Source organism: Streptomyces sp. KL116D (genome assembly GCF_030766975.1).
Lineage (GTDB): Bacteria > Actinomycetota > Actinomycetes > Streptomycetales > Streptomycetaceae > Streptomyces > Streptomyces longispororuber_A.
The window spans coordinates 84945-108171 of the sequence record NZ_JASERH010000042.1 but is presented as its reverse complement, the minus strand read 5'-3'; the positions used below and the strand labels follow the sequence as shown (position 1 = coordinate 108171).

18 protein-coding genes and 1 pseudogene are annotated in these 23227 nt (G+C 73.1%); 14 read left to right on the top strand and 5 right to left on the bottom strand.

The window, feature by feature from the left end; translation table 11 throughout:
• Together RBJ77_RS17690 and RBJ77_RS17685 are read right to left on the bottom strand one after the other, a co-directional pair.
• A pseudogene (locus RBJ77_RS17690) lies at positions 1-243 on the bottom strand (hypothetical protein); the annotation flags it as partial.
• A 101-nt stretch (positions 244-344) separates the two neighbouring features.
• The gene (locus RBJ77_RS17685; protein WP_372345904.1) at positions 345-1724 is read right to left on the bottom strand and encodes an SWIM zinc finger family protein; all 1380 of its coding nucleotides are present in this window, start codon (positions 1722-1724) and stop codon (positions 345-347) included.
• Between the two features lie 178 nt (positions 1725-1902).
• Between RBJ77_RS17685 and RBJ77_RS17680 the strand changes: the two genes are divergently transcribed.
• From RBJ77_RS17680 to sucD, 7 genes are all read left to right on the top strand, one after another.
• On the top strand, positions 1903-3060 hold the full coding sequence (locus tag RBJ77_RS17680) for an AAA family ATPase (RefSeq protein WP_372345903.1): 1158 nt from the start codon (positions 1903-1905) through the stop codon (positions 3058-3060).
• Positions 3057-5393 carry a DUF5682 family protein gene (locus tag RBJ77_RS17675; protein ID WP_372345902.1) on the top strand — a complete coding sequence of 779 codons (2337 nt, stop codon included), beginning with the start codon at positions 3057-3059 and terminating at the stop codon, positions 5391-5393. The genes RBJ77_RS17680 and RBJ77_RS17675 overlap by 4 nt, the downstream gene beginning before the upstream one ends.
• Positions 5394-5723: 330 nt before the next feature.
• Entirely contained in the window at positions 5724-6923 is a 1200-nt protein-coding gene (locus RBJ77_RS17670; RefSeq protein ID WP_372345901.1) for a VWA domain-containing protein, read from the top strand.
• Between the two features lie 62 nt (positions 6924-6985).
• Entirely contained in the window at positions 6986-8014 is a 1029-nt protein-coding gene (locus tag RBJ77_RS17665; protein ID WP_372345900.1) for a hypothetical protein, read from the top strand.
• Positions 8015-8119: 105 nt separating this feature from the next.
• Complete coding sequence (locus RBJ77_RS17660) at positions 8120-9370, top strand: hypothetical protein (protein WP_372345899.1); 1251 nt, start codon at positions 8120-8122, stop codon at positions 9368-9370.
• A 429-nt stretch (positions 9371-9799) separates the two neighbouring features.
• Positions 9800-10978 carry an ADP-forming succinate--CoA ligase subunit beta gene (sucC, locus tag RBJ77_RS17655; RefSeq protein ID WP_207825189.1) on the top strand — a complete coding sequence of 393 codons (1179 nt, stop codon included), beginning with the start codon at positions 9800-9802 and terminating at the stop codon, positions 10976-10978.
• 21 nt (positions 10979-10999) lie between these two features.
• On the top strand, positions 11000-11881 hold the full coding sequence (sucD, locus tag RBJ77_RS17650) for a succinate--CoA ligase subunit alpha (RefSeq protein ID WP_372345898.1): 882 nt from the start codon (positions 11000-11002) through the stop codon (positions 11879-11881).
• A 66-nt stretch (positions 11882-11947) separates the two neighbouring features.
• Here sucD and RBJ77_RS17645 read toward each other — a convergent pair whose 3' ends face one another.
• On the bottom strand, positions 11948-13075 hold the full coding sequence (locus RBJ77_RS17645) for a helix-turn-helix domain-containing protein (protein ID WP_372345897.1): 1128 nt from the start codon (positions 13073-13075) through the stop codon (positions 11948-11950).
• A 122-nt stretch (positions 13076-13197) separates the two neighbouring features.
• Here RBJ77_RS17645 and RBJ77_RS17640 point away from each other — a divergent pair, with 122 nt between their 5' ends.
• Positions 13198-14688 carry a DUF6350 family protein gene (locus RBJ77_RS17640; RefSeq protein ID WP_372345896.1) on the top strand — a complete coding sequence of 497 codons (1491 nt, stop codon included), beginning with the start codon at positions 13198-13200 and terminating at the stop codon, positions 14686-14688.
• Positions 14689-14954: 266 nt separating this feature from the next.
• On the opposite strand, the gene RBJ77_RS17635 is transcribed toward RBJ77_RS17640, so the two are convergent.
• Entirely contained in the window at positions 14955-15767 is an 813-nt protein-coding gene (locus RBJ77_RS17635; protein ID WP_372345895.1) for a hypothetical protein, read from the bottom strand.
• Between the two features lie 253 nt (positions 15768-16020).
• On the opposite strand from RBJ77_RS17635, the gene purN reads away from it, so the two are divergent.
• The gene (purN, locus tag RBJ77_RS17630; protein ID WP_372345894.1) at positions 16021-16668 is read left to right on the top strand and encodes a phosphoribosylglycinamide formyltransferase; all 648 of its coding nucleotides are present in this window, start codon (positions 16021-16023) and stop codon (positions 16666-16668) included.
• On the top strand, positions 16665-18227 hold the full coding sequence (gene purH / locus RBJ77_RS17625) for a bifunctional phosphoribosylaminoimidazolecarboxamide formyltransferase/IMP cyclohydrolase (protein ID WP_372345893.1): 1563 nt from the start codon (positions 16665-16667) through the stop codon (positions 18225-18227). Before purN ends, purH begins: the two co-directional genes overlap by 4 nt.
• 71 nt (positions 18228-18298) lie before the next feature.
• On the opposite strand, the gene RBJ77_RS17620 is transcribed toward purH, so the two are convergent.
• The gene (locus RBJ77_RS17620) at positions 18299-18952 is read right to left on the bottom strand and encodes an RDD family protein (RefSeq protein ID WP_372345892.1); all 654 of its coding nucleotides are present in this window, start codon (positions 18950-18952) and stop codon (positions 18299-18301) included.
• A gap of 162 nt (positions 18953-19114) precedes the next feature.
• On the opposite strand from RBJ77_RS17620, the gene RBJ77_RS17615 reads away from it, so the two are divergent.
• The 4 genes from RBJ77_RS17615 to RBJ77_RS17600 all read left to right on the top strand — a co-directional run bounded on the left by RBJ77_RS17615 (position 19115) and on the right by RBJ77_RS17600 (position 23033).
• A complete protein-coding gene (locus tag RBJ77_RS17615) occupies positions 19115-19978 on the top strand; it encodes a bifunctional methylenetetrahydrofolate dehydrogenase/methenyltetrahydrofolate cyclohydrolase (RefSeq protein WP_372345891.1) in 864 nt (287 codons plus the stop codon).
• On the top strand, positions 19968-20387 hold the full coding sequence (locus RBJ77_RS17610; protein WP_372345890.1) for a DUF3017 domain-containing protein: 420 nt from the start codon (positions 19968-19970) through the stop codon (positions 20385-20387). Before RBJ77_RS17615 ends, RBJ77_RS17610 begins: the two co-directional genes overlap by 11 nt.
• Before the next feature lie 336 nt (positions 20388-20723).
• On the top strand, positions 20724-21749 hold the full coding sequence (locus tag RBJ77_RS17605; protein WP_372345889.1) for a DUF2690 domain-containing protein: 1026 nt from the start codon (positions 20724-20726) through the stop codon (positions 21747-21749).
• Between the two features lie 291 nt (positions 21750-22040).
• On the top strand, positions 22041-23033 hold the full coding sequence (locus RBJ77_RS17600; protein ID WP_372345888.1) for a malate dehydrogenase: 993 nt from the start codon (positions 22041-22043) through the stop codon (positions 23031-23033).
• Positions 23034-23227: the final 194 nt, after the last annotated feature.

The window sequence follows — 23227 nt, the reverse complement described above, 5'->3', positions numbered from 1 at the left end:
CGTCTGCACGGCGGCCTCGTCGAGAAGGGTGCGCGGGGTGGCCGACGAGCGGCGCTCCGTGCCCAGCAGCGCGGCCGTGACCAGGTCGTCCCAGGTGGCGGGAGCGGTGCCCGTGGTGCTCTTGGTACCTGTGGTGCCCGTGGTGATGGTGCGGCCATCAGTGCCAGCGGTATCCGTGATGTCCGTGGTGGTTGAGGGGGTTGAGGAGGTTGAGATGGTCGAGGTGGTGGCGGTGGTCGTCATGAGGGTCTCCGGTCCTTTCCGTCGTGCACCTGCTGCGGCCCCGTCTCGGTGCGGGATGTCTCCGCGCGGCGAGGCCGCGGGGCGGCTCCGCCGCGCTCCGGTCAGCACAGCGATATGACCTCGGCCGCGTCGTCCGGCGTCCACGTCGACAGCGGGCGGAAACCGGTGTGCCCGCACTCGCCGAAGACCGTCACCGGACCCCCGCCGGACAGCGCCGCAAGCCGCCACAGACCGGGGGACGCGATCGCCTGCGCGGTCACGGGGAGCGCCGACTTGCCGTCGGAGTCGGCCAGTTGCCAGCCGCCGTCCGGGTCCTGGGTCGGTATGACGTCCGCGAGCGTCACCGGCCAGGACACCAGCCACGGATCGTCGGTCAGGGCCCGCCCGTACGCGGCGAGCGCGCCGGCCACGTCAACCCCCGCAGGACGTACGGGGCTTGGCGACGGCACCCCGAACTGGCCGCCCAGCTCCGCCCGCAGGGACCCCGCCCCGGGATGACGCGACACGGCGGCGTCCAGGGTCAGGCCCACCGGCAGGGCCAGGGAGGGGGCGCGGCCCGCCGCCCCATAAGAGAGGAGGAGTGCCGTGCGCTCCGACGCCGTGCCGTACAGCCAGACGCGACGCGTGGTGAGGTGGCCGTCCGCCGAGTCGTACTGGGACAGGACCAGCCAGTGGTCCCGCGCCGGCGCCGCCGTGGCCTGGGGTGACAGGCCCACACGGGTGCGGACCGTCGCCGCCAGGTCGTCGGGCAGCTCGTCGCGGTGCAGCCAGCCCTGGTCGAGGAGGTGCAGCAGCGCGCACTCCTCCAGCAGCCGCACCGGCCAGCCAGGACCCGAACCCGGTATCGCCCCCAACTCCCGCACCCGCGCCGCGAGTCCGGGCGCCTGCGCGTCGACCATCCGGGCGGCCGCCTCGTCCCACATCCCGTAGCCCGCCTGCTCGGCCTGGGCCAGACCGCCGCGCAGCAGATCAGCGAGCCGCTGCTCCAGCTCGGTGACGCCCGCGCTGATCCGCTGCGCGCGCCGCTCGGCTCTGCGCCGCACCGCCTCCGGATCTGCCGGGGGCGCGGCGGAATCCGGTGCCGCCGCGGCGGCCTCCTTCGACTCCGCCCGCTTCCTGCGCCCTTCCAGCCACTGCTCCGCCCAGTCCGGCGGCGTCCCCCCGGCCGGCAGCTGGGCGTCCCCGCCCGCCCAGAGCAGCAGCAGTCCCAGCGCGTGCTTGCACGGGAACTTCCGGCTCGGGCAACTGCACTTGTACGCCGGGCCCGCCCCGCCGCCCGCGCCCGCCCCCGTGTCCACGATCGTCTGGTACGGCCTGCTGCCGCTGCCCTTGCACAGTCCCCACACCGCCCCCTCGTCCGAACTCCCGGTCGCCGACCAGGGTCCCGCTGCCCCGAGCTTGCTTCCCGCCTTGCGTGACGCGGCGTCAGGCGCCATTGCCAGCACCTGGTCCGTCGTCCAGCGCACCCCCTGCTGAGTCATGTCTTCGACGGTAGGTCCCGCCACTGACAATCCGTCCGACAACTGCTGTGACCTGCGGCGATGTTCAGGCCGACGTCGATTGTCAGTGGCGTGGTGCACCGTGGAACACATCGCTCGACGAGGGCGGACAACTCCTCGTCGGGATGGTTCGAGTTGGGCGAGTTGGAGGGGGACAGCCATGACCGTTTCCGTCGAGGACCAGGCCGGAAGCACGAGCGGGACCGGGGCGGGGGCCGGGGCCGGGACCGAAGTCGCGGAGCAGGTGCTGCGGCCGCACGCCGAGGACGCGTTCGCGGACGAGCTCGCCGCGCTGGCCGCACAGGACGACCGGCCGCGGCCGGCCCGCTGGCGCCTGTCGCCGTGGGCCGTCGCCACGTATCTGCTCGGCGGCACCCTGCCCGACGGCACGGTGATCACGCCGAAGTACGTGGGACCGCGCCGCATCGTCGAGGTGGCCGTCACGACGCTGGCGACGGACCGGGCGCTGCTGCTGCTCGGCGTCCCCGGCACCGCCAAGACGTGGGTGTCCGAGCATCTCGCGGCCGCCGTGAGCGGGGACTCCACGCTGCTGGTGCAGGGCACCGCGGGCACGCCGGAGGAAGCGATCCGGTACGGGTGGAACTACGCACAGCTGCTGGCGCACGGTCCGAGCAGGGACGCGCTCGTGCCCAGCCCCGTCATGCGCGCGATGGCGGACGGGATGACGGCGCGTGTGGAGGAGCTGACCCGTATCCCCGCGGACGTCCAGGACACGCTGATCACGATCCTGTCCGAGAAGACGCTGCCCATACCGGAGTTGGGGCAGGAGGTGCAGGCGGTGCGCGGGTTCAATCTGATCGCCACCGCCAATGACCGCGACCGCGGGGTCAACGACCTGTCGAGCGCGCTGCGCCGCCGGTTCAACACCGTGGTGCTGCCGCTGCCCGCGAGCGTCGAGGCGGAGGTCGGCATCGTCTCGCAGCGGGTCGAACAGCTGGGCCGTTCCCTGGAACTGCCCGCCGCGCCGGACGGCATCGACGAGATCCGCCGGGTCGTCACCGTCTTCCGCGAGCTGCGCGACGGCGTGACCGCGGACGGCCGGACGAAGGTGAAGTCGCCCAGCGGCACGCTGTCCACGGCGGAGGCGATCAGCGTCGTCACGAACGGCCTGGCCCTGTCCGCGCACTTCGGGGACGGCGTGCTGCGCCCCTCGGACATCGCCGCGGGGATCCTCGGCGCCGTGGTCCGCGACCCGGCCGCCGACCGGGTCGTCTGGCAGGAGTACCTGGAGGCCGTGGTCCGCGAGCGGGACGGGTGGAAGGACTTCTACCGGGCCTGCCGCGAGGTGAGCGCATGACCGCGCCGCTGCTGCTCGGCGTCCGGCACCACGGGCCGGGCTCCGCGCGGGCCGTGCGCACCGCCCTCGACGCGGCCCGGCCCCGGGTCGTCCTCATCGAGGGGCCGCCGGAGGCGGACGGCCTGGTGGCGCTCGCCGCCGACGAGGACATGCGGCCACCGGTGGCGCTCCTCGCCCATGTCGTCGACGAGCCGGGCAGGTCGGCGTTCTGGCCGTTCGCCGAGTTCTCGCCCGAGTGGGTCGCGATCCGCTGGGCGCTGCGGCACGAGGTGCCCGTCCGCTTCATCGACCTGCCGGCCGCGCACAGCCTCGCGATGCGTGGTGCGGAGGAGGAGGGGAGTGAGGGAGGGCACGGAGGGGACGACGGAGCTCCCGAGGGCGACCGGGGCGTGGCGGCCGCGGTGCGGGTCGATCCGCTCCGGGTGCTCGCCGAGACCGCCGGGTACGACGACGCGGAGCGCTGGTGGGAGGACGTCGTCGAGCACCGGGAGGGCGACCCGTTCGCCGCGCTCGGCGAGGCGATGGGCGCGCTGCGGGAGTCATCGGGGGACGGAGCGGACGGGACGGAGGGGGCGGAGGGAGCGGAGGGTGCCTACGGGGGCGACCGCCGTGACCTGCTGCGCGAGGCGTACATGCGCCTGCAAGTGCGGGCCGCGCAGCGCGAGTTCACGGACGGGGTCGCCGTCGTGTGCGGCGCGTGGCACGTGCCCGCGCTGCGCCTGCGCACCACCGCGACCGCCGACCGCGCCCTGTTGAAGGGACTGCCGAAGGCCAAGGTCGACATGACGTGGGTGCCGTGGACCCACCGGCGGCTCGCGCGGTCGAGCGGCTACGGGGCGGGCATCGAGTCACCCGGCTGGTACGGACACCTCTTCAGCGTGCCCGACCGGCCCGTGGAGCGGTGGCTGACCAAGGTCGCGGGACTGCTGCGCGACGAGGACCGCATCGTGTCGTCCGCCCACGTCATCGAGGCGGTGCGGCTCGCCGAGAGCCTCGCCGTGATGCGCGGCAGGCCGCTGGCCGGGCTGACGGAGACCACCGACGCCGTGCGGGCCGTCCTGTGCGAGGGCTCGGACGTGCCGCTGTCGCTCATCCACGACAAGCTCGTCGTCGGCGACGTCCTGGGCGAGGTGCCCGAGTCCGCCCCCGCCGTGCCGCTGCAGCGCGACCTCGCCCGGCAGCAGCGCACCCTGCGCCTCAAACCGGCGGCGCTGGAGAAGGAGTTGGACCTCGACCTGCGGGGCGACACCGACGCCGCGCGCAGCCGGCTGCTGCACCGCCTGCGGCTCCTCGGCATCGCCTGGGGCGAGCCGGCCAGATCCGCCCGCGGCTCCACCGGCACCTTCCGGGAGACGTGGCGGCTGCGCTGGGAGCCGGAGCTGTCGGTGCGGGTCGCCGAGGCGGGCGTGTGGGGGACGACCGTGCTGGCCGCGGCGACCGCCAAGGCGGAGACGGACGCCGTCGCCGCGACCGCGCTCGCCGACGTCACCGCGCTCGCCGAGCACTGCCTGCTGGCCGGCCTCGCGGACGCGCTGCCCACGGTGATGCGGGTGCTCGCCGACCGGGCCGCTCTCGACGCGGACGTCGGCCACCTCGCCCAGGCGCTGCCCGCCCTCGTCCGCGCCCTGCGCTACGGGGACGTGCGCGGTACGGACACCGGCGCGCTCGCCGGGGTGGCGACGGGCCTCGCCGAGCGCGTCTTCGTCGGCCTGCCGCCGGCCTGCGCGGGCCTGGACACGGACGCGGCGACGGAGATGCGCGGCCATGTGGACGCGGTGCACACCGCGGTCGGCCTCCTTGAGGACACGGGGCTGCGCGAGCGCTGGCGCGCGGTGCTGCGCACCCTCGCCGGGCGGGACGGCGTGGCCGGGGTGATCAGGGGCCGGTCGGCGCGGATCCTGCTGGACGAGGGCGAGTTGACGGACGAGGACACGGCCCGCCTGATGGGTCTCGCACTGTCCCCCGGCACCCCGCCCGCCGAGGCCGCCGCGTGGATCGAGGGGTTCGTGGGCGGCGGCTCGGGCGGCGGCCTGCTCCTCGTCCACGACGAGCGGCTCCTCGCGCTGGTCGACGGCTGGCTGACGGGTGTCCCGGAGTCCGCGTTCACCGATGTGCTGCCGCTGCTGCGCCGCACGTTCTCCGCGTACGAGCCCGGGGTCCGGCGCACGCTGGGCGAGCTGGTCCGCCGGGGGCCCTCCGGGGGTGGGGCGGTCGGGGTGAGCGGGACTCCGTCCGGTTTCGCGGAGGACCTCGACGCCGAGCGGGCCGATGCGGTGGTGCCCGTGGTGCGGTTGCTTCTTGGGGCGGGTGCCGGGGTTGGGGTCGGCGGATGAGGGTGGGGCGGGCCGGTGCGTTCCCGGGTGCGGGCCGGTGGGGGCTGGTCGCGCAGTTCCCCGCGCCCCTGAAAGGCATGCGCTGGCGCGCAGCCTTCAACGGGCCGCCCAGGGGCGCGGGGAACTGCGCGACCGGCCACGACGAGACCCGCGGACGCCGACGAGAAGCGCCCGGCGGACGGCACTGCGCAACAGCGACCACGTGAAGGCGGCGACATGACCGAAACGACTACCGGCACCGGCCACGACGAACCCGCACCCGCCTCCGGCGAGAACCTGGCAGACGCGACAGTGCGACAACAGCGGGAACGACCTTGAGGGGGAAGTGAGATGACGTACCCAGAAGCCGGCGGAGCCGAGCGGTTGCGGCGCTGGCGCCTCGTGCTGGGCGGCGATGCCGCCGACGGCACCGGCTGCCAACTGGCGGGCCAGGACGCCGCGATGGACGGCGCCCTGACCGCGCTGTACGGCTCGGGCCAGGGCAAGAACCAGCCGGCCGGCGGCAGCCGATCCGCCGGGCTCGGCGCCTCCGCCCCCTCGGTCGCCCGCTGGCTCGGCGACATCCGCACGTACTTCCCGTCCTCCGTCGTCCAGGTCATGCAGCGCGACGCGATCGACCGCCTCGGCCTCTCCGCGCTCCTCCTGGAGCCGGAGATGCTGGAGGCGCTCGACGCGGACGTGCACCTGGTCGGCACGCTCCTCTCGCTCAACAAGGCGATGCCGGAGACGACCAAGGAGACGGCCCGCGCCGTCGTCCGCAAGGTCGTCGACGACCTGGAGAAGAAGCTCGCCACGCGCACCCGGGCGACGCTCACCGGCGCCCTCGACCGCAGCGCCCGGATCAGCCGCCCGCGCCACCACGACATCGACTGGAACCGCACGATCGCGGCCAACCTCAAGCACTACCTGCCGGAGTACCGCACGATCGTGCCCGAGCGGCTCATCGGGTACGGGCGGGCCTCGCAGGCGGTGAAGAAGGAAGTCATCCTCTGCATCGACCAGTCGGGCTCGATGGCGGCGTCCGTCGTCTACGCCTCCGTGTTCGGCGCCGTGCTCGCCTCCATGCGCTCGATCCAGACCCGCCTCGTCGTCTTCGACACGGCGGTGGTCGACCTCACCGACCAGCTGGACGACCCGGTCGACGTCCTCTTCGGCACCCAGCTCGGCGGCGGCACCGACATCAACCGGGCGCTCGCGTACTGCCAGTCGCAGATCACCCGGCCCGCGGAGACCGTCGTCGTCCTCATCTCGGACCTCTACGAGGGCGGGATACGCAACGAGATGCTGAAGCGGGTCGCCGCGATGAAGGCGTCCGGGGTGCAGTTCGTGACGCTGCTCGCGCTCTCCGACGAGGGCGCGCCCGCCTACGACCGGGAACACGCGGCGGCGCTCGCCGGACTCGGGGCGCCGGCGTTCGCCTGCACGCCCGACCTGTTTCCCGACGTCATGGCCGCGGCCATCGAGAAGCGGCCGCTGCCGATACCGGACGCGGCGGCGGAAACCGGGGGAGCGGTGGCGAACCGGATATGAGTACCCATCGGTAACACGGGGCTTGCGCAGCCTCCCGCGTCCCGTGCGAGGATCGGCGCACCGTGACTTCCCCGATGGCCCTTCCCGCCCCCGCCGAGCGCCTGCCGCGCTCGACGGGCGGTCGGCGTGCGCTGCAACTGGCGCTGCTGCTCGGCGGGTTGATCGCCCTCGGTTTCCTCTGCGGCGGCCGGGCCCACGCGGACACGTCCACCGACAGCCTCGTACCGCACACCGCGGCGGCACGGGACGCGGTGTCCGATGCGGTGCGCGGAGTGCGCGAGCGGGTGGCGGAGCCGGTGCGCGAGCGCGTGGCCGAGCCCGCCACCGAGCCGGTCAGGGAGCACCTCGCCGAGCCGGTTCGGGAGCACGTCACCGAACCCGTTCGGCACCGGGTCACCGAGCCCGTGCGCGACCGGGTGGTCGACCCCGTGCGCGAGCAGGTGGTCGACCGGGCCACCGAACCGGTTCGCGAGCACGTCGTCGACCCGGTGAACGACCGGGTCCTGCGGCCCGTCCTCCACACGGTGGACGACGTCGTGCGGCCGGTCGGCGCCTTGACCGGGGCGGTCGTCGAGGGGCTCGCCGAGGCGGCGCCCCGGCCGTTGCCGTCCGGCTCGCCGTCGTGGCCGGGACTCCCCGGACTCCCGGGCCTGCCCGGCGTGTCCGACCCGGCGCCGCAGCCGCCCACCACGGGCGTACCGCGGCAGCCGGGCAGTGACGTGGTCCCGGCCGGCACCGAGAAGCGGCCCGCCACCCGCCCGGACGCCAAGTCCCCGGCGGAGCGGACGGCTCACGCGGTCGTGGACCAAGGTGCCGGATACGCGTACGGATACCGGCCCGCCGGCCACCGGGCGGCTCCGGTCGCACGGGCCGCGGGTCAGCCGGGCGCGCCCGCCGCGCCGCCGCGTCCCGACGGCGTGCCCTCGGCCGGTGCGGCCGCGGGTGACGGCGGTTCGACCCGGCACGGTGATCTGCACGCGGCGGCGTTCGGCGGCCGCCTGCCCGTTCTGCTGGTGCCCGGCGCGCTCGCGTCCGGCGCCCCCTCGCCGGTGGCCGACCGGCATCGCGACATTCCCGAATTTCCCGGCTAGGGCAGCCAGTTCCCCGCTCGACCTGCCGCGCGGGGGCGGAACAGGTCTGCCCGACACCCCGGAGTCCCTCCGGAACCAGCCGGAACTCGAAGGAATCACGCACTCATGAACAAGAACATCCGCCGCTCCATCGTCATAGCCGCGGGCGTCTCCGGCGCCTGGGCCCTCGGCTCGGCCGTGGCCAGCGCCGACGAGCTGCCCGCCCACTCGGTCTCCGTACCGGACGTGGCCGGTGACGCCGTCGCCGACGTCCAGGACACGGCCGCGCACGTGACGGACCAGGTCACCGGCAAGGCGACCGGCAGCAAGGCCGCCGACCGGGTCACCGACAAGGCCGCCGCCACGAAGGCCGCCGCCAAGGCCGCGCCCGCCGCCGAGGCCACCGCCGCCAAGGTCACGGCCCACGCGACCGCCGCCGCCGAGCAGGCCCGCCAGTACGTCGAGGGCGCACACACGGCGGTCACCGACAAGGCCGCCCCGTCCGTCCCCTCCGTGGCCGACGCCCGGCAGGAGGTCGACTACCTCTTCGGCCCGCTCGCCTCCTTCGCCCCCGAGCTCCAGCAGGAGCTGTCGCGGGCCGCCGCCCAGGACCCCGGCTACGTGCTGGACCAGACGCGCGAGCAGGTCCAGGACCAGGTGACGACCAGCGCGCAGTTCGCGCAGGTCCACGCGCAGAACCTGGTCGACCAGGTGCGCGTCGACCAGGTGCGGGCGACCGCGACCCCGGTCGTCGACGAGACCGCCACCGCCGTCCTGCCGCCCGTCGCCGCCACCGCGGTGCACGGCGTGCTGCCGGTCGTGGACCAGGCGCTCGGCGACGTCACGGTGCTCGCGGGCGGTGCCGTCGGGGACGTGACGCCGTTCGCGCAGACCGTCGTCGGCGACAACGTCGCGCCCTTCGCCGCCGGCGTCACCGGGCAGGTCCAGCCGCTGGCCACCGGGGTCACCGGTGAGGTCACCCCGTTCGCGCAGGCGGTCGTCGGGGACGACGTCCAGCCGTTCGCCGGCGGCGTCGTCGGCGCCGTGCAGCCGCTGGTGCAGACGGTCGTCGACCACGTGCGGCCGGTCGTGCAGGGCGTCGGCACCAGCGCGTACGGCCTGGCGCAGGGCGTGACCGGTGACGTGGCGCCGTTCGCGTACGGGGTGGTCGGCGAGAACGTCGCGCCGTTCGCGCAGACCGTGGTCGGCGACGACGTGGCGCCGCTGGCGGGCGGCGTCGTCGGCGAGGTCGCCCCGTTCGCCCAGGACCTCACGGGCACCGTCACCGCCGACGTCCAGCCGCTCGCGGGCAACGCCGTCAGCGGCGTGCAGGGCGTCGCGTCCGCCGTCGCGCCCAGCTACGTCCAGGGCATCTGACCGACGCCGCGACGCCCGGACGGCCGAACGCCATCGGTCGGACCGGGCGGACAGCCGGCGTACGGGCGGGTGACCCCGTGGGGACGGGACCGCCCGCCCAGGGCTCCGGTGTGAACTTCCGGCGCCCATCGGGTGGCCTCACCGTGCGTACCCCCGCACGGTGAGGCCTCGCACAGCCGCAGAGAAGCGGCGAACGGCGGCAAACAGCGGCACAAACGGGACGCTCTGTGACCGGTATCACCGCTCAGGTGTGATCTGTGATTTAGAAGCCGTCGCTGAGCGGCGATAACCTGCGAGACGGACATGCCGCGTACCCGGCCACTGTGTACGCCTCGTACGCCTCCCTTGTGACAGCGGAGTCACGTTGCCCATCGCGGCACGCCCACGCAGGAAATCGAACCGCGAGATCACTGATAGGGACGGACGCGCGTGGACCTGTTCGAGTACCAGGCGAGGGACCTCTTCGCCAAGCACGGTGTACCGGTGCTGGCCGGTGAAGTCATCGACACGCCTGAGGCAGCCCGCGAGGCGACCGAGCGTCTTGGCGGCAAGTCTGTCGTCAAGGCCCAGGTGAAGGTCGGCGGCCGCGGCAAGGCGGGCGGCGTCAAGCTGGCCGCGAACGCCGACGAGGCCGTGGCCCGAGCCACCGACATCCTCGGTATGGACATCAAGGGCCACACGGTCCACAAGGTGATGATCGCCGAGCTGTCTCCGGAGATCGAGGCGGAGTACTACGTCTCGTACCTCCTCGACCGCACCAACCGCACCTTCCTGGCCATGGCCTCGGTGCAGGGCGGCATGGACATCGAGGAGGTCGCGGAGAAGACCCCCGAGGCCCTCGCGAAGGTCCCGGTCAACGCCGTGGACGGCGTGGACATCGCCAAGGCCCGCGAGATCGTCGCCCAGGCGAAGTTCCCGGCCGACGTGGCCGAGGGCGTCGCCGAGGCCCTGGTCACCCTGTGGGACACCTTCGTCGCCGAGGACGCGCTCCTCGTCGAGGTGAACCCGCTGGTCAAGACCAAGGACGGCCGCATCCTGGCGCTCGACGGCAAGGTGTCCCTGGACGCCAACGCCGACTTCCGCCAGCCGGAGCACGAGGCTCTCGAGGACAAGGACGCAGCCAACCCGCTCGAGGCTGCTGCCAAGGCCAAGGGCCTCAACTACGTCAAGCTCGACGGCGAGGTCGGCATCATCGGCAACGGTGCCGGTCTGGTCATGTCGACGCTGGACGTCGTCGCGTACGCCGGTGAGAACCACGGCGGCGTGAAGCCGGCCAACTTCCTCGACATCGGCGGCGGCGCCTCGGCCGCGGTCATGGCGAACGGCCTGGAGATCATCCTCGGCGACCCGGACGTCAAGTCCGTGTTCGTCAACGTCTTCGGCGGCATCACCGCCTGTGACGAGGTCGCCAACGGCATCGTCCAGGCGCTTGCCCTCCTGGAGGAGAAGGGCGAGAAGGTCGAGAAGCCGCTCGTCGTCCGCCTCGACGGCAACAACGCCGAGCTGGGTCGCAAGATCCTCTCCGACGCCAACCACCCGCTGGTGCAGCGCGTGGACACCATGGACGGCGCGGCCGACAAGGCCGCCGAGCTCGCGGCCGCGAAGTAAGGGACGAGGGACAGAACAGCCATGGCTATCTTCCTCAACAAGGACAGCAAGGTCATCGTCCAGGGCATGACCGGTGCCACGGGCATGAAGCACACCAAGCTCATGCTGGCCGACGGCACGAACATCGTCGGTGGCGTCAACCCGCGCAAGGCGGGCACGTCCGTCGACTTCGACGGCACCGAGGTCCCGGTCTTCGGCTCGGTCGCCGAGGCGATGGAGAAGACGGGCGCCAACGTGTCCGTCCTCTTCGTCCCGCCGGCCTTCTCCAAGGCCGCCGTGGTCGAGGCGATCGACGCCGAGATCCCCCTCGCCGTCGTCATCACCGAGGGCATCGCCGTCCACGACTCCGCCGCCTTCTGGGCGTACGCGCAGTCGAAGGGCAACAAGACCCGCATCATCGGCCCGAACTGCCCCGGCCTCATCACGCCGGGCCAGTCGAACGCCGGCATCATCCCGGGCGACATCACGAAGCCGGGCCGCATCGGCCTGGTCTCGAAGTCCGGCACGCTGACGTACCAGATGATGTACGAGCTCCGTGACATCGGCTTCTCGTCGGCCGTCGGCATCGGTGGCGACCCGGTCATCGGCACCACGCACATCGACGCGCTCGCCGCGTTCGAGGCCGACCCCGAGACCGACCTGATCGTCATGATCGGTGAGATCGGCGGCGACGCCGAGGAGCGCGCGGCCGACTTCATCAAGGCCAACGTGACGAAGCCGGTCGTCGGCTACGTCGCCGGCTTCACGGCGCCCGAGGGCAAGACCATGGGCCACGCCGGCGCCATCGTCTCCGGCTCCTCCGGCACCGCGCAGGCGAAGAAGGAGGCCCTCGAGGCCGCCGGCGTCAAGGTCGGCAAGACGCCGACCGAGACGGCGAAGCTGGCCCGCGAGCTCCTCTCGTAACCAGCGGCTGTACACAGATCAGTGGGCCCGCACCGGCGACGGTACGGGCCCACTGATCGTTTCCGGCTACTCGGCGGCGGGGGCGAGCCGCTCGGGACCGCCGCTCAGCTCGCCGCGCAACTGCCTGCGCAGCTCCAGGTCGCCCTCCGTCAGCCGGTCGGGGCCGGTCAGCGGCGGTACGCCGCTGATGGGTGCGCCGGGCGCGGGCACCGGTTCGTAGTGCGTCGGCGCGACCCGGACGGTGAGGGCCGTGGCGCCGACGATCAGCACGGTGACGGCGATCGCGGCCCGGGTCCAGAACCGGGTGCGCTTCTCGCTGCCGCTGCGCACCAGGGTCGAACCGGGCGCGTCGAGCTTCTCCGCGCCCGCCAGCTCCGTCAGCCGCCGGTGCAGCTGCTCGGGGACGGCGAGGTCGGGCAGCTGCTCGGCGACGGCCTCGCGGGCGTGCAGGATCCGGTTGGCGGCGGCCGGGGTGCTGGCCTCCGTCTCCGCGGCGGTCTCCGGCAGGTCGAGACCCACCCCGTCGTAGAGCAGCAGCGTGCGCCGGTAGGCCGGCGGCAGGCTCAGGAGTACGTCGAGGAGCTTGCGGTCGTCCGGGTCGGCGGGCGGCGCGTCCGGGTGGCGGTGGGCCGGGCGCATCCGGTGCCAGGGCGACATCGCGTACTCGTACGCCGCGGCCCGCACCCAGCCCGCCGGATCGGGGTCGACCGCGACCTCCGGCCAGCGCTGCCAGGCCTGCTGGAAGGCGCGTTCCACGGACTCGCGGGCGAGCGTGCGGCGGCCGGTGAGCAGATAGGTCTGGCGCACCAGGTGCGGTGCGCAGTGGGTGTAGAGCGCGTCGAAGGCCTCGGACGCGGACTTCAGGGGGGTCCGTTCGGTGGGGCGGGGCTTCGGGGACGTCGTCTTCGCCAGGTCCACCGATGGGGTGGTGCTCGCCGCGCCGACCGCGACCAGCTCCGGTTCCTGCACCGGCGCGGCTGCCGGTGCCGGTGTTCCGGCGAGCTCCGTGAGGAGCTTCGCGTAGGCGACTCTCTTACGGCCTCTGGGGGAGGTACGGCCCGATTCCCAGGAACGGACCGTTTCGCGTGTCACGCCGACCGTCGCGGCGACCTGAGCCTGTGTCAGGGACTTCGCCTCGCGGAGCCTGCGGCGCTCCTTCGGCGTCGGCAGTGGGGTGGCAGGGCCCTGCGTCATGGTGAACTCCACACACCCTTTCGCGCGAAAAAGTACATAAACGTATCTTGAGCGACACATCCGGACTTCGCCTGTTGCAAGGGGAAAGCGCGTGTCGTTGGGAGCATGGCCCGGTGACCCAAATGACCGGCCGTGGACTGTCGTTGCCCCTGCTGCTGACCCGGGTGCGGGAGCGATCGCCGGGCCCCGCCTCCGGGGTGTTCGGCGGGGCCGTGGCGGCGGGTCTCGGGCTCGGGGCGTGCGCGGTGCTCGTGATGGTGCTGTGGATCAGCTCGCCGTACCCGGACAGCGGCCCCGGCGGCGCCCTGCACACCGCCGCCGCGCTGTGGCTGCTGGCGCACGGCGCCGAGGTGGTCAGGACGGACACGCTCTCCGGGGTGCCCGCGCCGATGGGCGTGACGCCGTTGCTGCTGCTCGCGCTGCCGGTGTGGCTGGTGCACCGGGCGGCGCGGGACGCCGCGGAGACCGCGGAGGGCGAGCCCGCGGCGTCCGCGGCCGGGGCGTGGGGCGGGGTGGCGCTCGGCTATCTGCTGGTCGGCTCCGCGGCTGCGTACTACGCGTCGGGCGGTGAGCTGCGGCCCTCCTGGGTGAGCTGCGGGGCACATCTGCTCGTGGTCGCCGTCGTGGCGGCCGGGGCCGGGGTGTGGACCGCGCACGGGCGGCCGCGGGGGCCGGTGCCCGGGGTGCTGCGGCGGTGCGCGGAGGTGCTGCCGGAGTCGTTCGTACGGGAGGTGCTGCCGGTCGCCGCGCGGGCGGCGGCCGCCGGGGTGCTGGTGCTGGTGGCCGGGGGCGCGCTGGTGGTGGCCGCGGGGCTCGTCCGGCACGGGGTGGCGGTGCGGGAGTCGTTCCTGCAGCTGACGGCGGCGTGGTCGGGGCGGTTCGCGGTGCTGCTGCTCTGCTTCGCGCTGGTGCCGAACGCGGTGATCTGGGGTGCCTCCTACGCGCTCGGGCCCGGGGTCGTGCTCGGGGCGGGGCACGCCGTGGGGCCGCTCGGCGGGTCCGGTGGTCCGCTGCTGTCCGCGTTCCCCCTGCTCGCGGCGTTGCCCTCCGAGGGTGGTGGGGGGCCGCTCACGTGGGCCGTCGGAGTGGTGCCGGTCGCCGCCGCGGTGACCGTGGCGTGGTTCGTGGTCGGGGAGACGGGGGCGTGGTCGGCGGGGCGGGTCGCCGGGGCGGTGGCGGTGGCCGCGGGGCTGTGCGGCGCGGGGATGGCGTGTCTGGGGGTCGCCGCGGGCGGGGCGCTCGGGCTGGTGGCGCTGGCGGAGTTCGGGCCGGTGGGGTGGCTGGTGGGGGCGGCCTCGGTGGGGTGGGTCGTGGGGGTGGGGGTGCCGGTGGCGCTCGGGGTGCGGTGGTGGCGGGAGGCCGGGGTGCGGGGGCGGGTGTCGGCGTGGGCGGCGTCGGTGGTGGTGCGCAGGCGTGCGGCGGGGGAGCCGGAGTCTGAACTGGGGCCCGGCTCCGGTTCTGGTTCCGGCTCGGGTTCCGGCTCCGGCCCCGCCGAGTTCGAGCCCTACGACTTCTTCGACCAGGCGTCCCGCGAGTCCCGCTGGGCGGCCCTCAAGGAGGCGTCGTCGTCTCCGACGGACCACCCCGGGACGGGCGGCACCACAGACGACTGACCCGTACCGGTCCGGCCCCCGATCACTGGTGCGCGGCACCGGGGGCCGCCTTGCCCACCCTGCCGCCCCAGGCGGCAGATTGCCCAAGGCGAGGGCGGCAGTCGTTCGGTGGCGGGGAGCCGTTGCCCAGGGCGGCTGGGCGGGAGGTGTCCGAGGCGGGGCGGCAGTCGTTGTCCACGGCGGCGCGGCAGCCGCTGCCCGTGGGGGCGGGAGCCGTTGCCCTGGGTGTGGGCGGCCGCAGCTCGTTGGCCGAGGTCGGGTGACGGTCAGCGGGTGCCCAGGAGGGGGCGGAGTTCCTTCGGGAGGAGGTCTTCGCAGGACTGCTTCGCCGCGTTCGTCAGGGCGTCCGCCCGGCACTCGTAGTAGTCGCTGTACGCCATCTTGGCCGTGAACATCGCCGCCACCATCGCCAGCGCGAGACCGCCGGTGACCAGGCCGCTGACCGCCGCCGTCGTCTGCGGACGGGACGCGTCGGGGGTCGGCCTCGCCGGGGCCGGGGCGTCCGGGTCCGGGGTGCGGGGCTTCGCCCGCAGGGCGCTGATGCCCCAGTACAGGGCGAGCGCGCCGAGCAGCAGTGCCACGTACGGCCAGTTGAACAGGGCGAAGAAGAAGCCCCACATGCCGGAGAGCAGTGCGTAGCGCGCGCGGCGCTGGGCCGGGTCCGTGGGGTCCCAGCGCATGCCGCCGGCCGGACCGGGGCCCTGGCCCTCGGGCCCGCCCTGTCCGTTGCCACCGCCGCCGATGCGGGGGCGCTCGCCGAAGCCGCCGCCCTGGGCGCGGCCGGGCTGGCGGTCGCTCCACTGGCTGCCCCACGGCGTGGAGTCCGACGGCTCGTCCGAGCCCTCCGGACGGCGCGGCTGCCACGGACGGTCGGGCGTGCCCTCGGGCGGCGGCGCGAACGGGTTGTCCTCACCGGAACCGCCGGAACCACCGGAACCGCCGGAGCCACTGGAACCGCCGGAGGCCCCGGCGTTCTTCCCGGGTCCGTCGGACTCCTTGGCCGGCGACGGCGTGGGTCGGCCTTCGCGCGGCAGGACGGCGCCGGCGGGCAGCGTGAGGCGAAGGCTTCGGTCCGGCATCAGGTGTGCGTCTTCCCTTGGGTCGTCGGTCACATAGGTCGTCGGTCACATGGTTCGCGGTGCGGGTCGGCCCGCTCTTCAGGTCAACGTCCAGTGGCCGTCCAGCGTTCCGTGACGCTGACGCTACCTTCAGCCCTCGCCCCCGTCCCATGGGGCCCGTCCGGTGTGCCGGTATCGTTGCTGCCGGTCGGCCGCTTCGTAGGGTTCCCCGTATCGGGGACGCCGAAGCCTTCGTACGACCGTACAAAAACGCATGACGCTCTCCAGAAAGGGCCCCGCCGTGGCCAAGGCCAAGCGCCTCGTCGTGCTGGTCTCCGGATCAGGTACGAATCTGCAGGCTCTGCTCGACGCCATCGCGGCACAGGGGACCGGGGCGTACGGCGCCGAGATCGTGGCCGTCGGCGCCGACCGCGAGGACATCGCCGGACTCGAGCGCGCCGAACGCGCCGGAATCCCCACCTTCGTGTGCCGGGTCAAGGACCACGCGGACCGCGCCGACTGGGACCGGGCGCTCGCCGAGGCGACCGCCGCGTACGAGCCGGACCTGGTGGTCTCGGCGGGCTTCATGAAGATCGTGGGGAAGCACTTCCTCGCGCGGTTCGGCGGGCGGTTCGTGAACACGCACCCGGCCCTGCTGCCCAGTTTTCCCGGTGCGCACGGTGTGCGGGACGCGCTCGCGTACGGCGCCAAGGTCACCGGATGCACCGTCCACTTCGTCGACGACGGCGTCGACACCGGCCCCATCATCGCCCAGGGCGTGGTCGAGGTCCGGGACGAGGACGACGAGAGCGCTCTGCACGAGCGCATCAAGGAAGTCGAGCGCACGCTGCTCGTCGATGTCGTGGGGCGTCTGGCCCGTAACGGCTTCAGCATTGAGGGACGAAAGGTAGTTATCCCGTGACCGCCGAGAGCAACAAGCGGCCCATTCGCCGGGCGCTGGTCAGCGTCTACGACAAGACCGGTCTGGAGGAGCTGGCGCGCGGGCTCCACGAGGCGGGCGTCGAGCTGGTGTCCACCGGTTCGACCGCCGCGAAGATCGCCGGTGCCGGGGTCCCCGTCACCAAGGTCGAGGAGCTCACCGGGTTCCCCGAGTGCCTCGACGGGCGCGTGAAGACGCTGCACCCGAAGGTCCACGCCGGCATCCTCGCCGACCTGCGCCTCGAGGACCACCAGAAGCAGCTCGCCGACCTGGGCGTGAAGCCGTTCGACCTGGTCGTCGTGAACCTCTACCCGTTCCGCGAGACCGTCGCCTCGGGCGCCACCCCCGACGAGTGCGTCGAGCAGATCGACATCGGCGGTCCGTCGATGGTCCGCGCCGCCGCCAAGAACCACCCGTCGGTCGCGGTCGTCGTCAACCCGGGCGCGTACGGCGACGTGCTGAAGGCCGTCGCGGACGGCGGTTTCGACCTGACCGCCCGCAAGCGCCTGGCCGCCGAGGCGTTCCAGCACACCGCCTCGTACGACGTGGCCGTGGCCTCCTGGTTCGCGGACGACTACGCCGCCGCCGACGACAGCGGTCACCCCGAGTTCCTGGGCGCCACCTACACGCGCAAGAACGTCCTGCGCTACGGCGAGAACCCGCACCAGGGCGCGGCCCTCTACGTCGACGGCACGGGCGGCCTCGCCGAGGCCGAGCAGCTGCACGGCAAGGAGATGTCGTACAACAACTTCACGGACACGGACGCCGCGCGCCGTGCCGCGTACGACCACGAGGACCCCTGCGTCGCGATCATCAAGCACGCGAATCCGTGCGGCATCGCGGTCGCCGGGAACGTGGCGGAGGCCCACCGCAAGGCCCACGCCTGCGACCCGGTCTCGGCCTACGGCGGCGTCATCGCCGTGAACCGGCCGGTCACCAAGGAGATGGCGGAGCAGGTCGCCGACATCTTCACCGAGGTCATCGTCGCGCCCGACTACGAGGACGGCGCCCTCGAAGCCCTCACCAAGAAGAAGAACATCCGCGTGCTGCGCGCCCCGAACGGCCCGGCCGCGACGGTCGAGACGAAGCAGATCGACGGCGGCGCGCTGCTCCAGGTCACCGACCGCCTCCAGGCCGACGGCGACAACCCGGCCACCTGGACCCTCGCGACCGGCGACGCCCTGTCGCAGGGCGAGCTGGACGAGCTGGCGTTCGCCTGGCGCGCCTGCCGCGCCGTGAAGTCCAACGCGATCCTGCTCGCCAAGGACGGCGCCTCCGTCGGCGTCGGCATGGGCCAGGTCAACCGCGTCGACTCCTGCAAGCTCGCCGTCGAGCGGGCCGGCGAGGAGCGGGCACGCGGCTCGTACGCCGCCTCGGACGCGTTCTTCCCGTTCCCCGACGGGCCGCAGATCCTGATCGACGCCGGAGTGCGGGCGATCGTGCAGCCCGGCGGTTCGATCCGTGACGAGCAGGTCGTCGAGGCTGCCAAGAAGGCCGGCGTGACGATGTACTTCACGGGCACGCGGCACTTCTTCCACTGAGCCGCCCCGCACCACACGCGGAAGGGCCCGCCGGTCGACGACCGGCGGGCCCTTCCGCGTGTGGTGCGGGTTCACCGCACCTGGACGACGACCGTGCTCGCGACCTTGTCGTGCCAGCCCTGCTTGCGGCCGGACTTGTCCCAGAACGGGGAGAGGTAGACGAGGAGCTGGCCGATGCCGCAGGCGAACGCGCCGACCGTCGGGATGACCCAGCGCAGGAAGCCGCCGCCGATGCCCGGCTTCTCACCGGTCTCCGCCTTCAGGACGCGGATGCCGACCGCCATCTTGCCCAGCGTGGCGCCGGCGAACGCGACCATCAGGACCTCGTAGAGCAGCACGAGGAGCATGAACAGGCCGGCGACCGGCAGGACCGAGGACTGGAAGTCCGAGACGGCGTTGTCCATGCACGTGTCGTACGTCGACGAGCCGGCGTCACAGGCGCGCACGTCGTCGACCAGGTCGGTGAACTTCGGCGCCAGGATCACCGCGTACACGATGAAGAACAGCACCCCGTCGATCAGCCGCGCGCCGAACCTGCGGCCCATCGAGGCGATCGGCGGCGTACCGGGCGGCATCCCCTGCTGGGGGTAGGCGCCGTAGGGCTGGCCGGGCTGCTGCGGGTAGCCGTAGCCCTGCGGCGGCACTCCCTGCGGGGCCTGCTGCCCGTACGGGCTGCCCTGCGGCGGTTGCTGTCCGTAGGGGTTGTTGGGGTCGCCGAAACTCATGGCGTGATTCCTCCGGGGACGGTGAGAGGCAGTGGTGGACGATGTGAGGGAGCGGCGCCGATCATGGTTCTCAACCCGATGGCCCCCTGTCCAGTGGGGGGTATGGGCTGTTGTGCAAGTGCAACTTGGGTGAACCAGGGCCGCCCTGAAACAATGGGTGCCATGACCGCCCAGATTCTCGATGGCAAGGCCACCGCAGCCGCGATCAAGTCCGAACTGACCGCCCGCGTGGCGGCGCTGAAGGAGAAGGGCGTCACGCCCGGCCTCGGCACGATTCTCGTGGGGGAGGACCCCGGCAGCCAGAAGTACGTGGCAGGAAAGCACCGTGACTGCGCGCAGGTCGGCATCGCGTCGATCCAGCGCGAACTGCCCGCCACGGCGACGCAGGAGGAGATCGAGGCGGTCGTCCGCGAGCTCAACGAGGACCCGGCCTGCACCGGCTACATCGTGCAGCTGCCGCTCCCCAAGGGCATCGACGAGAACCGCATCCTCGAACTGATGGATCCGGCCAAGGACGCCGACGGCCTGCACCCGATGAACCTCGGCCGCCTGGTCCTGAACGAGCCGGCGCCGCTGCCCTGCACCCCGTACGGCATCATCACGCTGCTCCGGCAGCACGGCGTCGAGATCAAGGGCGCCGAGGTCGTCGTGGTCGGCCGTGGCGTGACCATCGGACGGCCGATGCCGCTGCTGCTCACCCGCAAGTCCGAGAACGCCACGGTCACCCAGTGCCACACCGGCACCCGTGACCTCGCGAGCCACCTGCGGCGCGCCGACATCGTCGTGGCCGCCGCGGGCGTCCCGCACCTGATCAAGCCCGAGGACATCAAGCCGGGCGCGGCCGTGCTCGACGTCGGCGTCTCGCGCGACGCGAACGGCAAGATCGTCGGCGACGTCCACCCGGGCGTGGCCGAGGTCGCCGGCTGGATCTCGCCGAACCCGGGCGGCGTCGGCCCGATGACCCGCGCCCAGCTCCTCGTGAACGTCGTGGAAGCAGCCGAACGGAACGCGAACGGTGTCGGCTGACGCGGCCGGGGGCGAGAAGAAGCGGGGCACCCGGCGCTTCCCGCTGTGGACGCGCGACACCGCGCGCCCCGAGGGCGGCGGCCGGGCGGCCCCGGGTGACGCCCCGGCGCCCGCCCGGCAGTGGCCGCTGATCGCCGTCCTGTCGGTGGCCGGGCTCGGGCTGCTGCTCACCGCCTTCGACCTGTTCCGGGTCGGCTGCATCCTGGTCGGGGTCGCCCTGCTCGGCGGGGCCGTGCTGCGCTGGGTGCTGCCGTCGGTCGGCATGCTGGCCGTGCGCTCGCGCTTCACGGACCTGGTCACGTACGGGATCCTCGGCCTCGCCATCGTGCTGCTCGCGATGATGGCGCAGCCGGATCCCTGGCTGAAGATCCCCTTCCTCCAGGACACTTTGCACTTCACCGTGAGATGAGCAGGGACACGTGACGGACGGGGCGCCCGAGGTGGAGCCCCGTCGTCCCTGTGTGGTGATGTCCGGGTAAGTTCGGGGATTTTGTCGTACGAAGGTGGACAACGCACCTAGTCTGGGAAATCCGGACGGTCTCGGACGTCCCGGGCCCGGAGTCGTGCGAGGGGGCACGCTTCGGTGGTCCGCGCCTGTCGAATGCTGTCGAATGCCCCCGTGCGCCCCCGCCCGGGGAACTGACATCCTGGCTACTCGCATCCCATTGGGTAGCCAGTGGGGGGCCACAGCGTTGGCGCGGCGCGGGGGGAATCAGGCACGTATGGGGGGAATAGGGGGAAGGCAATGCCTCGTTGGAGGGCGCTACCGGACGAACTCGACCCGCAGGTCAAGGAGTTCGCCAGCCAGTTGCGTCGGCTGGTGGACCGCAGCGGGCTCGGGATCGCCGCTCTGGCGGACCGCACCGGGTACAGCAAGACCTCGTGGGAGCGGTATCTGAACGGACGGCTGCTGGCACCGAAGGGCGCGATCGTCGCGCTCGCCGAGGTGACCGGCACCAATCCCGTTCACCTGACCACGATGTGGGAGCTCGCGGAGCGCGCGTGGAGCCGCTCCGAGATGCGCCACGACATGACCATGGAGGCGATACGGATCTCCCAGGCGCGGGCCGCCCTGGGAGAGTTCGGCGGACCCGCGGCCGGGACCAAGCAGGCCGGCGGCAAGAACGGGAGCGCGACCGCCTCCCGGGTCACCGGCGTCGCCGGACCCGCCGGCGTGTCGCCGACCGTGCCGCCGCAGGGCTCGGCGCCGCGCGTGGACCAGTTCGGTCCGCCCGCGTCACCGGCGGCCCCCGCGGCCCCGGCCACGCCGCAGGGGGGCGGCGGAGGCAGGCGGCGGCTCACCATGTTCCTGGCCGGAGTCCTCGGCGCGGCGATCGTCGTGCTCATCGCCTACGTCCTGACCAGCGGCGACGACGACAAGGGCAACAAGGCGGAGCCGACGCCCGCGGCGACGACCAGCGCGCCCCAGCTGCCCGCGGGCGTCCAGTGCGTGGGCGCCGACTGCACCGGCAAGGACCCGGAGGCCATGGGCTGCGGCGGCGACCTCGCGGACAGCCCCGCCACGACCACCGTCGGCACCGTCACCGTGCAGGTCCGCTACAGCAAGACGTGCAAGGCGGCCTGGGCCCGCGTCCAGGGCGCCACGCCCGGCGACAGCGTGCAGCTCAAGGCCGGTGCCAAGGCGTCCAAGAAGGGCCTGGTCGGCGACGCCGACACGGACGCGTACACGCCGATGCTCGCCGTCGGCTCCGCCGCCGAGGCGAAGGCCTGCGCGACCCTCGCGTCCGGCCAGAAGGGCTGCACGGAGTAACGGAGCAACCCGTCGGTGAAGAAGTGCGCATGGGGGAGCCCCTTCGGGGAAGGCGCAGAAATACCCCCACGGGAGTGCTCACCCCAGTGGCACCCCCACGGCGGCCGCCGCAGCCCACTCTCCCGGGCCGGCGGCCGCCCCCGTGTTCGGACACCGACACGGTGGGGTGGCTCTGTGGGGCGAGCCACACGAACCCGGGGGTTCGGTGCGGGCGGGGCGCGATAGCCTGACGAGCGGATCTCTTGATGTAGAGAGATCGATCAAAAGACCTGCTGTCATACGGAGAACGCCATGACCCGCACTCCCGTGAACGTCACCGTCACCGGCGCCGCCGGCCAGATCGGCTACGCACTGCTCTTCCGCATCGCCTCCGGCCAGCTGCTCGGCGCGGACGTGCCGGTCAAGCTGCGCCTCCTGGAGATCACCCCGGCGCTGAAGGCCGCCGAGGGCACCGCCATGGAGCTCGACGACTGCGCGTTCCCGCTGCTCCAGGGCATCGACATCACCGACGACCCGAACGTCGCCTTCGACGGCACGAACGTCGGCCTGCTCGTCGGCGCCCGCCCCCGCACCAAGGGCATGGAGCGCGGTGACCTCCTGGAGGCCAACGGCGGCATCTTCAAGCCCCAGGGCAAGGCCATCAACGACAACGCCGCGGACGACGTCAAGATCCTCGTCGTCGGCAACCCGGCCAACACCAACGCCCTCATCGCCCAGGCCGCCGCGCCGGACGTACCGGCCGAGCGCTTCACCGCGATGACCCGTCTGGACCACAACCGCGCGCTCACGCAGCTCGCGAAGAAGACGGGCTCCACGGTCGCCGACATCAAGCACCTGACGATCTGGGGCAACCACTCGGCCACCCAGTACCCGGACATCTTCCAGGCGTCCGTCGCGGGCAAGCCGGCCATCGAGGCCATCGGCGGCGACGAGGCGTGGCTGGCCGACGAGTTCATCCCGACCGTCGCCAAGCGCGGCGCCGCGATCATCGAGGCCCGTGGCGCGTCCTCGGCCGCGTCGGCCGCCAACGCCGCGATCGACCACGTGTACACGTGGGTCAACGGCACGGCCGAGGGCGACTGGACCTCCATGGGCATCCCGTCGGACGGCTCCTACGGCGTCCCGGAGGGCCTGATCTCCTCCTTCCCCGTCACCACGAAGGACGGCAAGTACGAGATCGTCCAGGGTCTGGACATCAACGAGTTCTCGCGTGCGCGGATCGACGCGTCCGTCAAGGAGCTGGCGGAGGAGCGCGAGGCGGTTCGCGGCCTCGGCCTCATCTAGGCTCCGGCCACTTCCGGCATCCGCAGTACGCCGACCGCCCGCACGGGTCTCCACGACCCGCCGCGGGCGGTTCACGTTTTCGGGCCGGGCGCGGCTCCGGTGGGTGCTGGTCGCGCAGTTCCCCGCGCCCCTGGAAGGCCGACTTCGGCTGCGGGCCGGTGGGGGCTGGTCGCGCCGTTCCCCGCGCCCCTGGA

Coding starts and splice junctions, on each gene's coding strand:
- RBJ77_RS17685 (WP_372345904.1), bottom strand. CDS start 1,724: ATGACTCAGCAGGGGGTGCGCTGGACGACGGACCAGGTGCTGGCAATG.
- RBJ77_RS17680 (WP_372345903.1), top strand. CDS start 1,903: ATGACCGTTTCCGTCGAGGACCAGGCCGGAAGCACGAGCGGGACCGGG.
- RBJ77_RS17675 (WP_372345902.1), top strand. CDS start 3,057: ATGACCGCGCCGCTGCTGCTCGGCGTCCGGCACCACGGGCCGGGCTCC.
- RBJ77_RS17670 (WP_372345901.1), top strand. CDS start 5,724: ATGACGTACCCAGAAGCCGGCGGAGCCGAGCGGTTGCGGCGCTGGCGC.
- RBJ77_RS17660 (WP_372345899.1), top strand. CDS start 8,120: ATGAACAAGAACATCCGCCGCTCCATCGTCATAGCCGCGGGCGTCTCC.
- sucD (WP_372345898.1), top strand. CDS start 11,000: ATGGCTATCTTCCTCAACAAGGACAGCAAGGTCATCGTCCAGGGCATG.
- RBJ77_RS17645 (WP_372345897.1), bottom strand. CDS start 13,075: ATGACGCAGGGCCCTGCCACCCCACTGCCGACGCCGAAGGAGCGCCGC.
- RBJ77_RS17640 (WP_372345896.1), top strand. CDS start 13,198: ATGACCGGCCGTGGACTGTCGTTGCCCCTGCTGCTGACCCGGGTGCGG.
- RBJ77_RS17635 (WP_372345895.1), bottom strand. CDS start 15,767: ATGCCGGACCGAAGCCTTCGCCTCACGCTGCCCGCCGGCGCCGTCCTG.
- purN (WP_372345894.1), top strand. CDS start 16,021: ATGACGCTCTCCAGAAAGGGCCCCGCCGTGGCCAAGGCCAAGCGCCTC.
- RBJ77_RS17620 (WP_372345892.1), bottom strand. CDS start 18,952: ATGAGTTTCGGCGACCCCAACAACCCCTACGGACAGCAACCGCCGCAG.
- RBJ77_RS17615 (WP_372345891.1), top strand. CDS start 19,115: ATGACCGCCCAGATTCTCGATGGCAAGGCCACCGCAGCCGCGATCAAG.
- RBJ77_RS17605 (WP_372345889.1), top strand. CDS start 20,724: ATGCCTCGTTGGAGGGCGCTACCGGACGAACTCGACCCGCAGGTCAAG.
- RBJ77_RS17600 (WP_372345888.1), top strand. CDS start 22,041: ATGACCCGCACTCCCGTGAACGTCACCGTCACCGGCGCCGCCGGCCAG.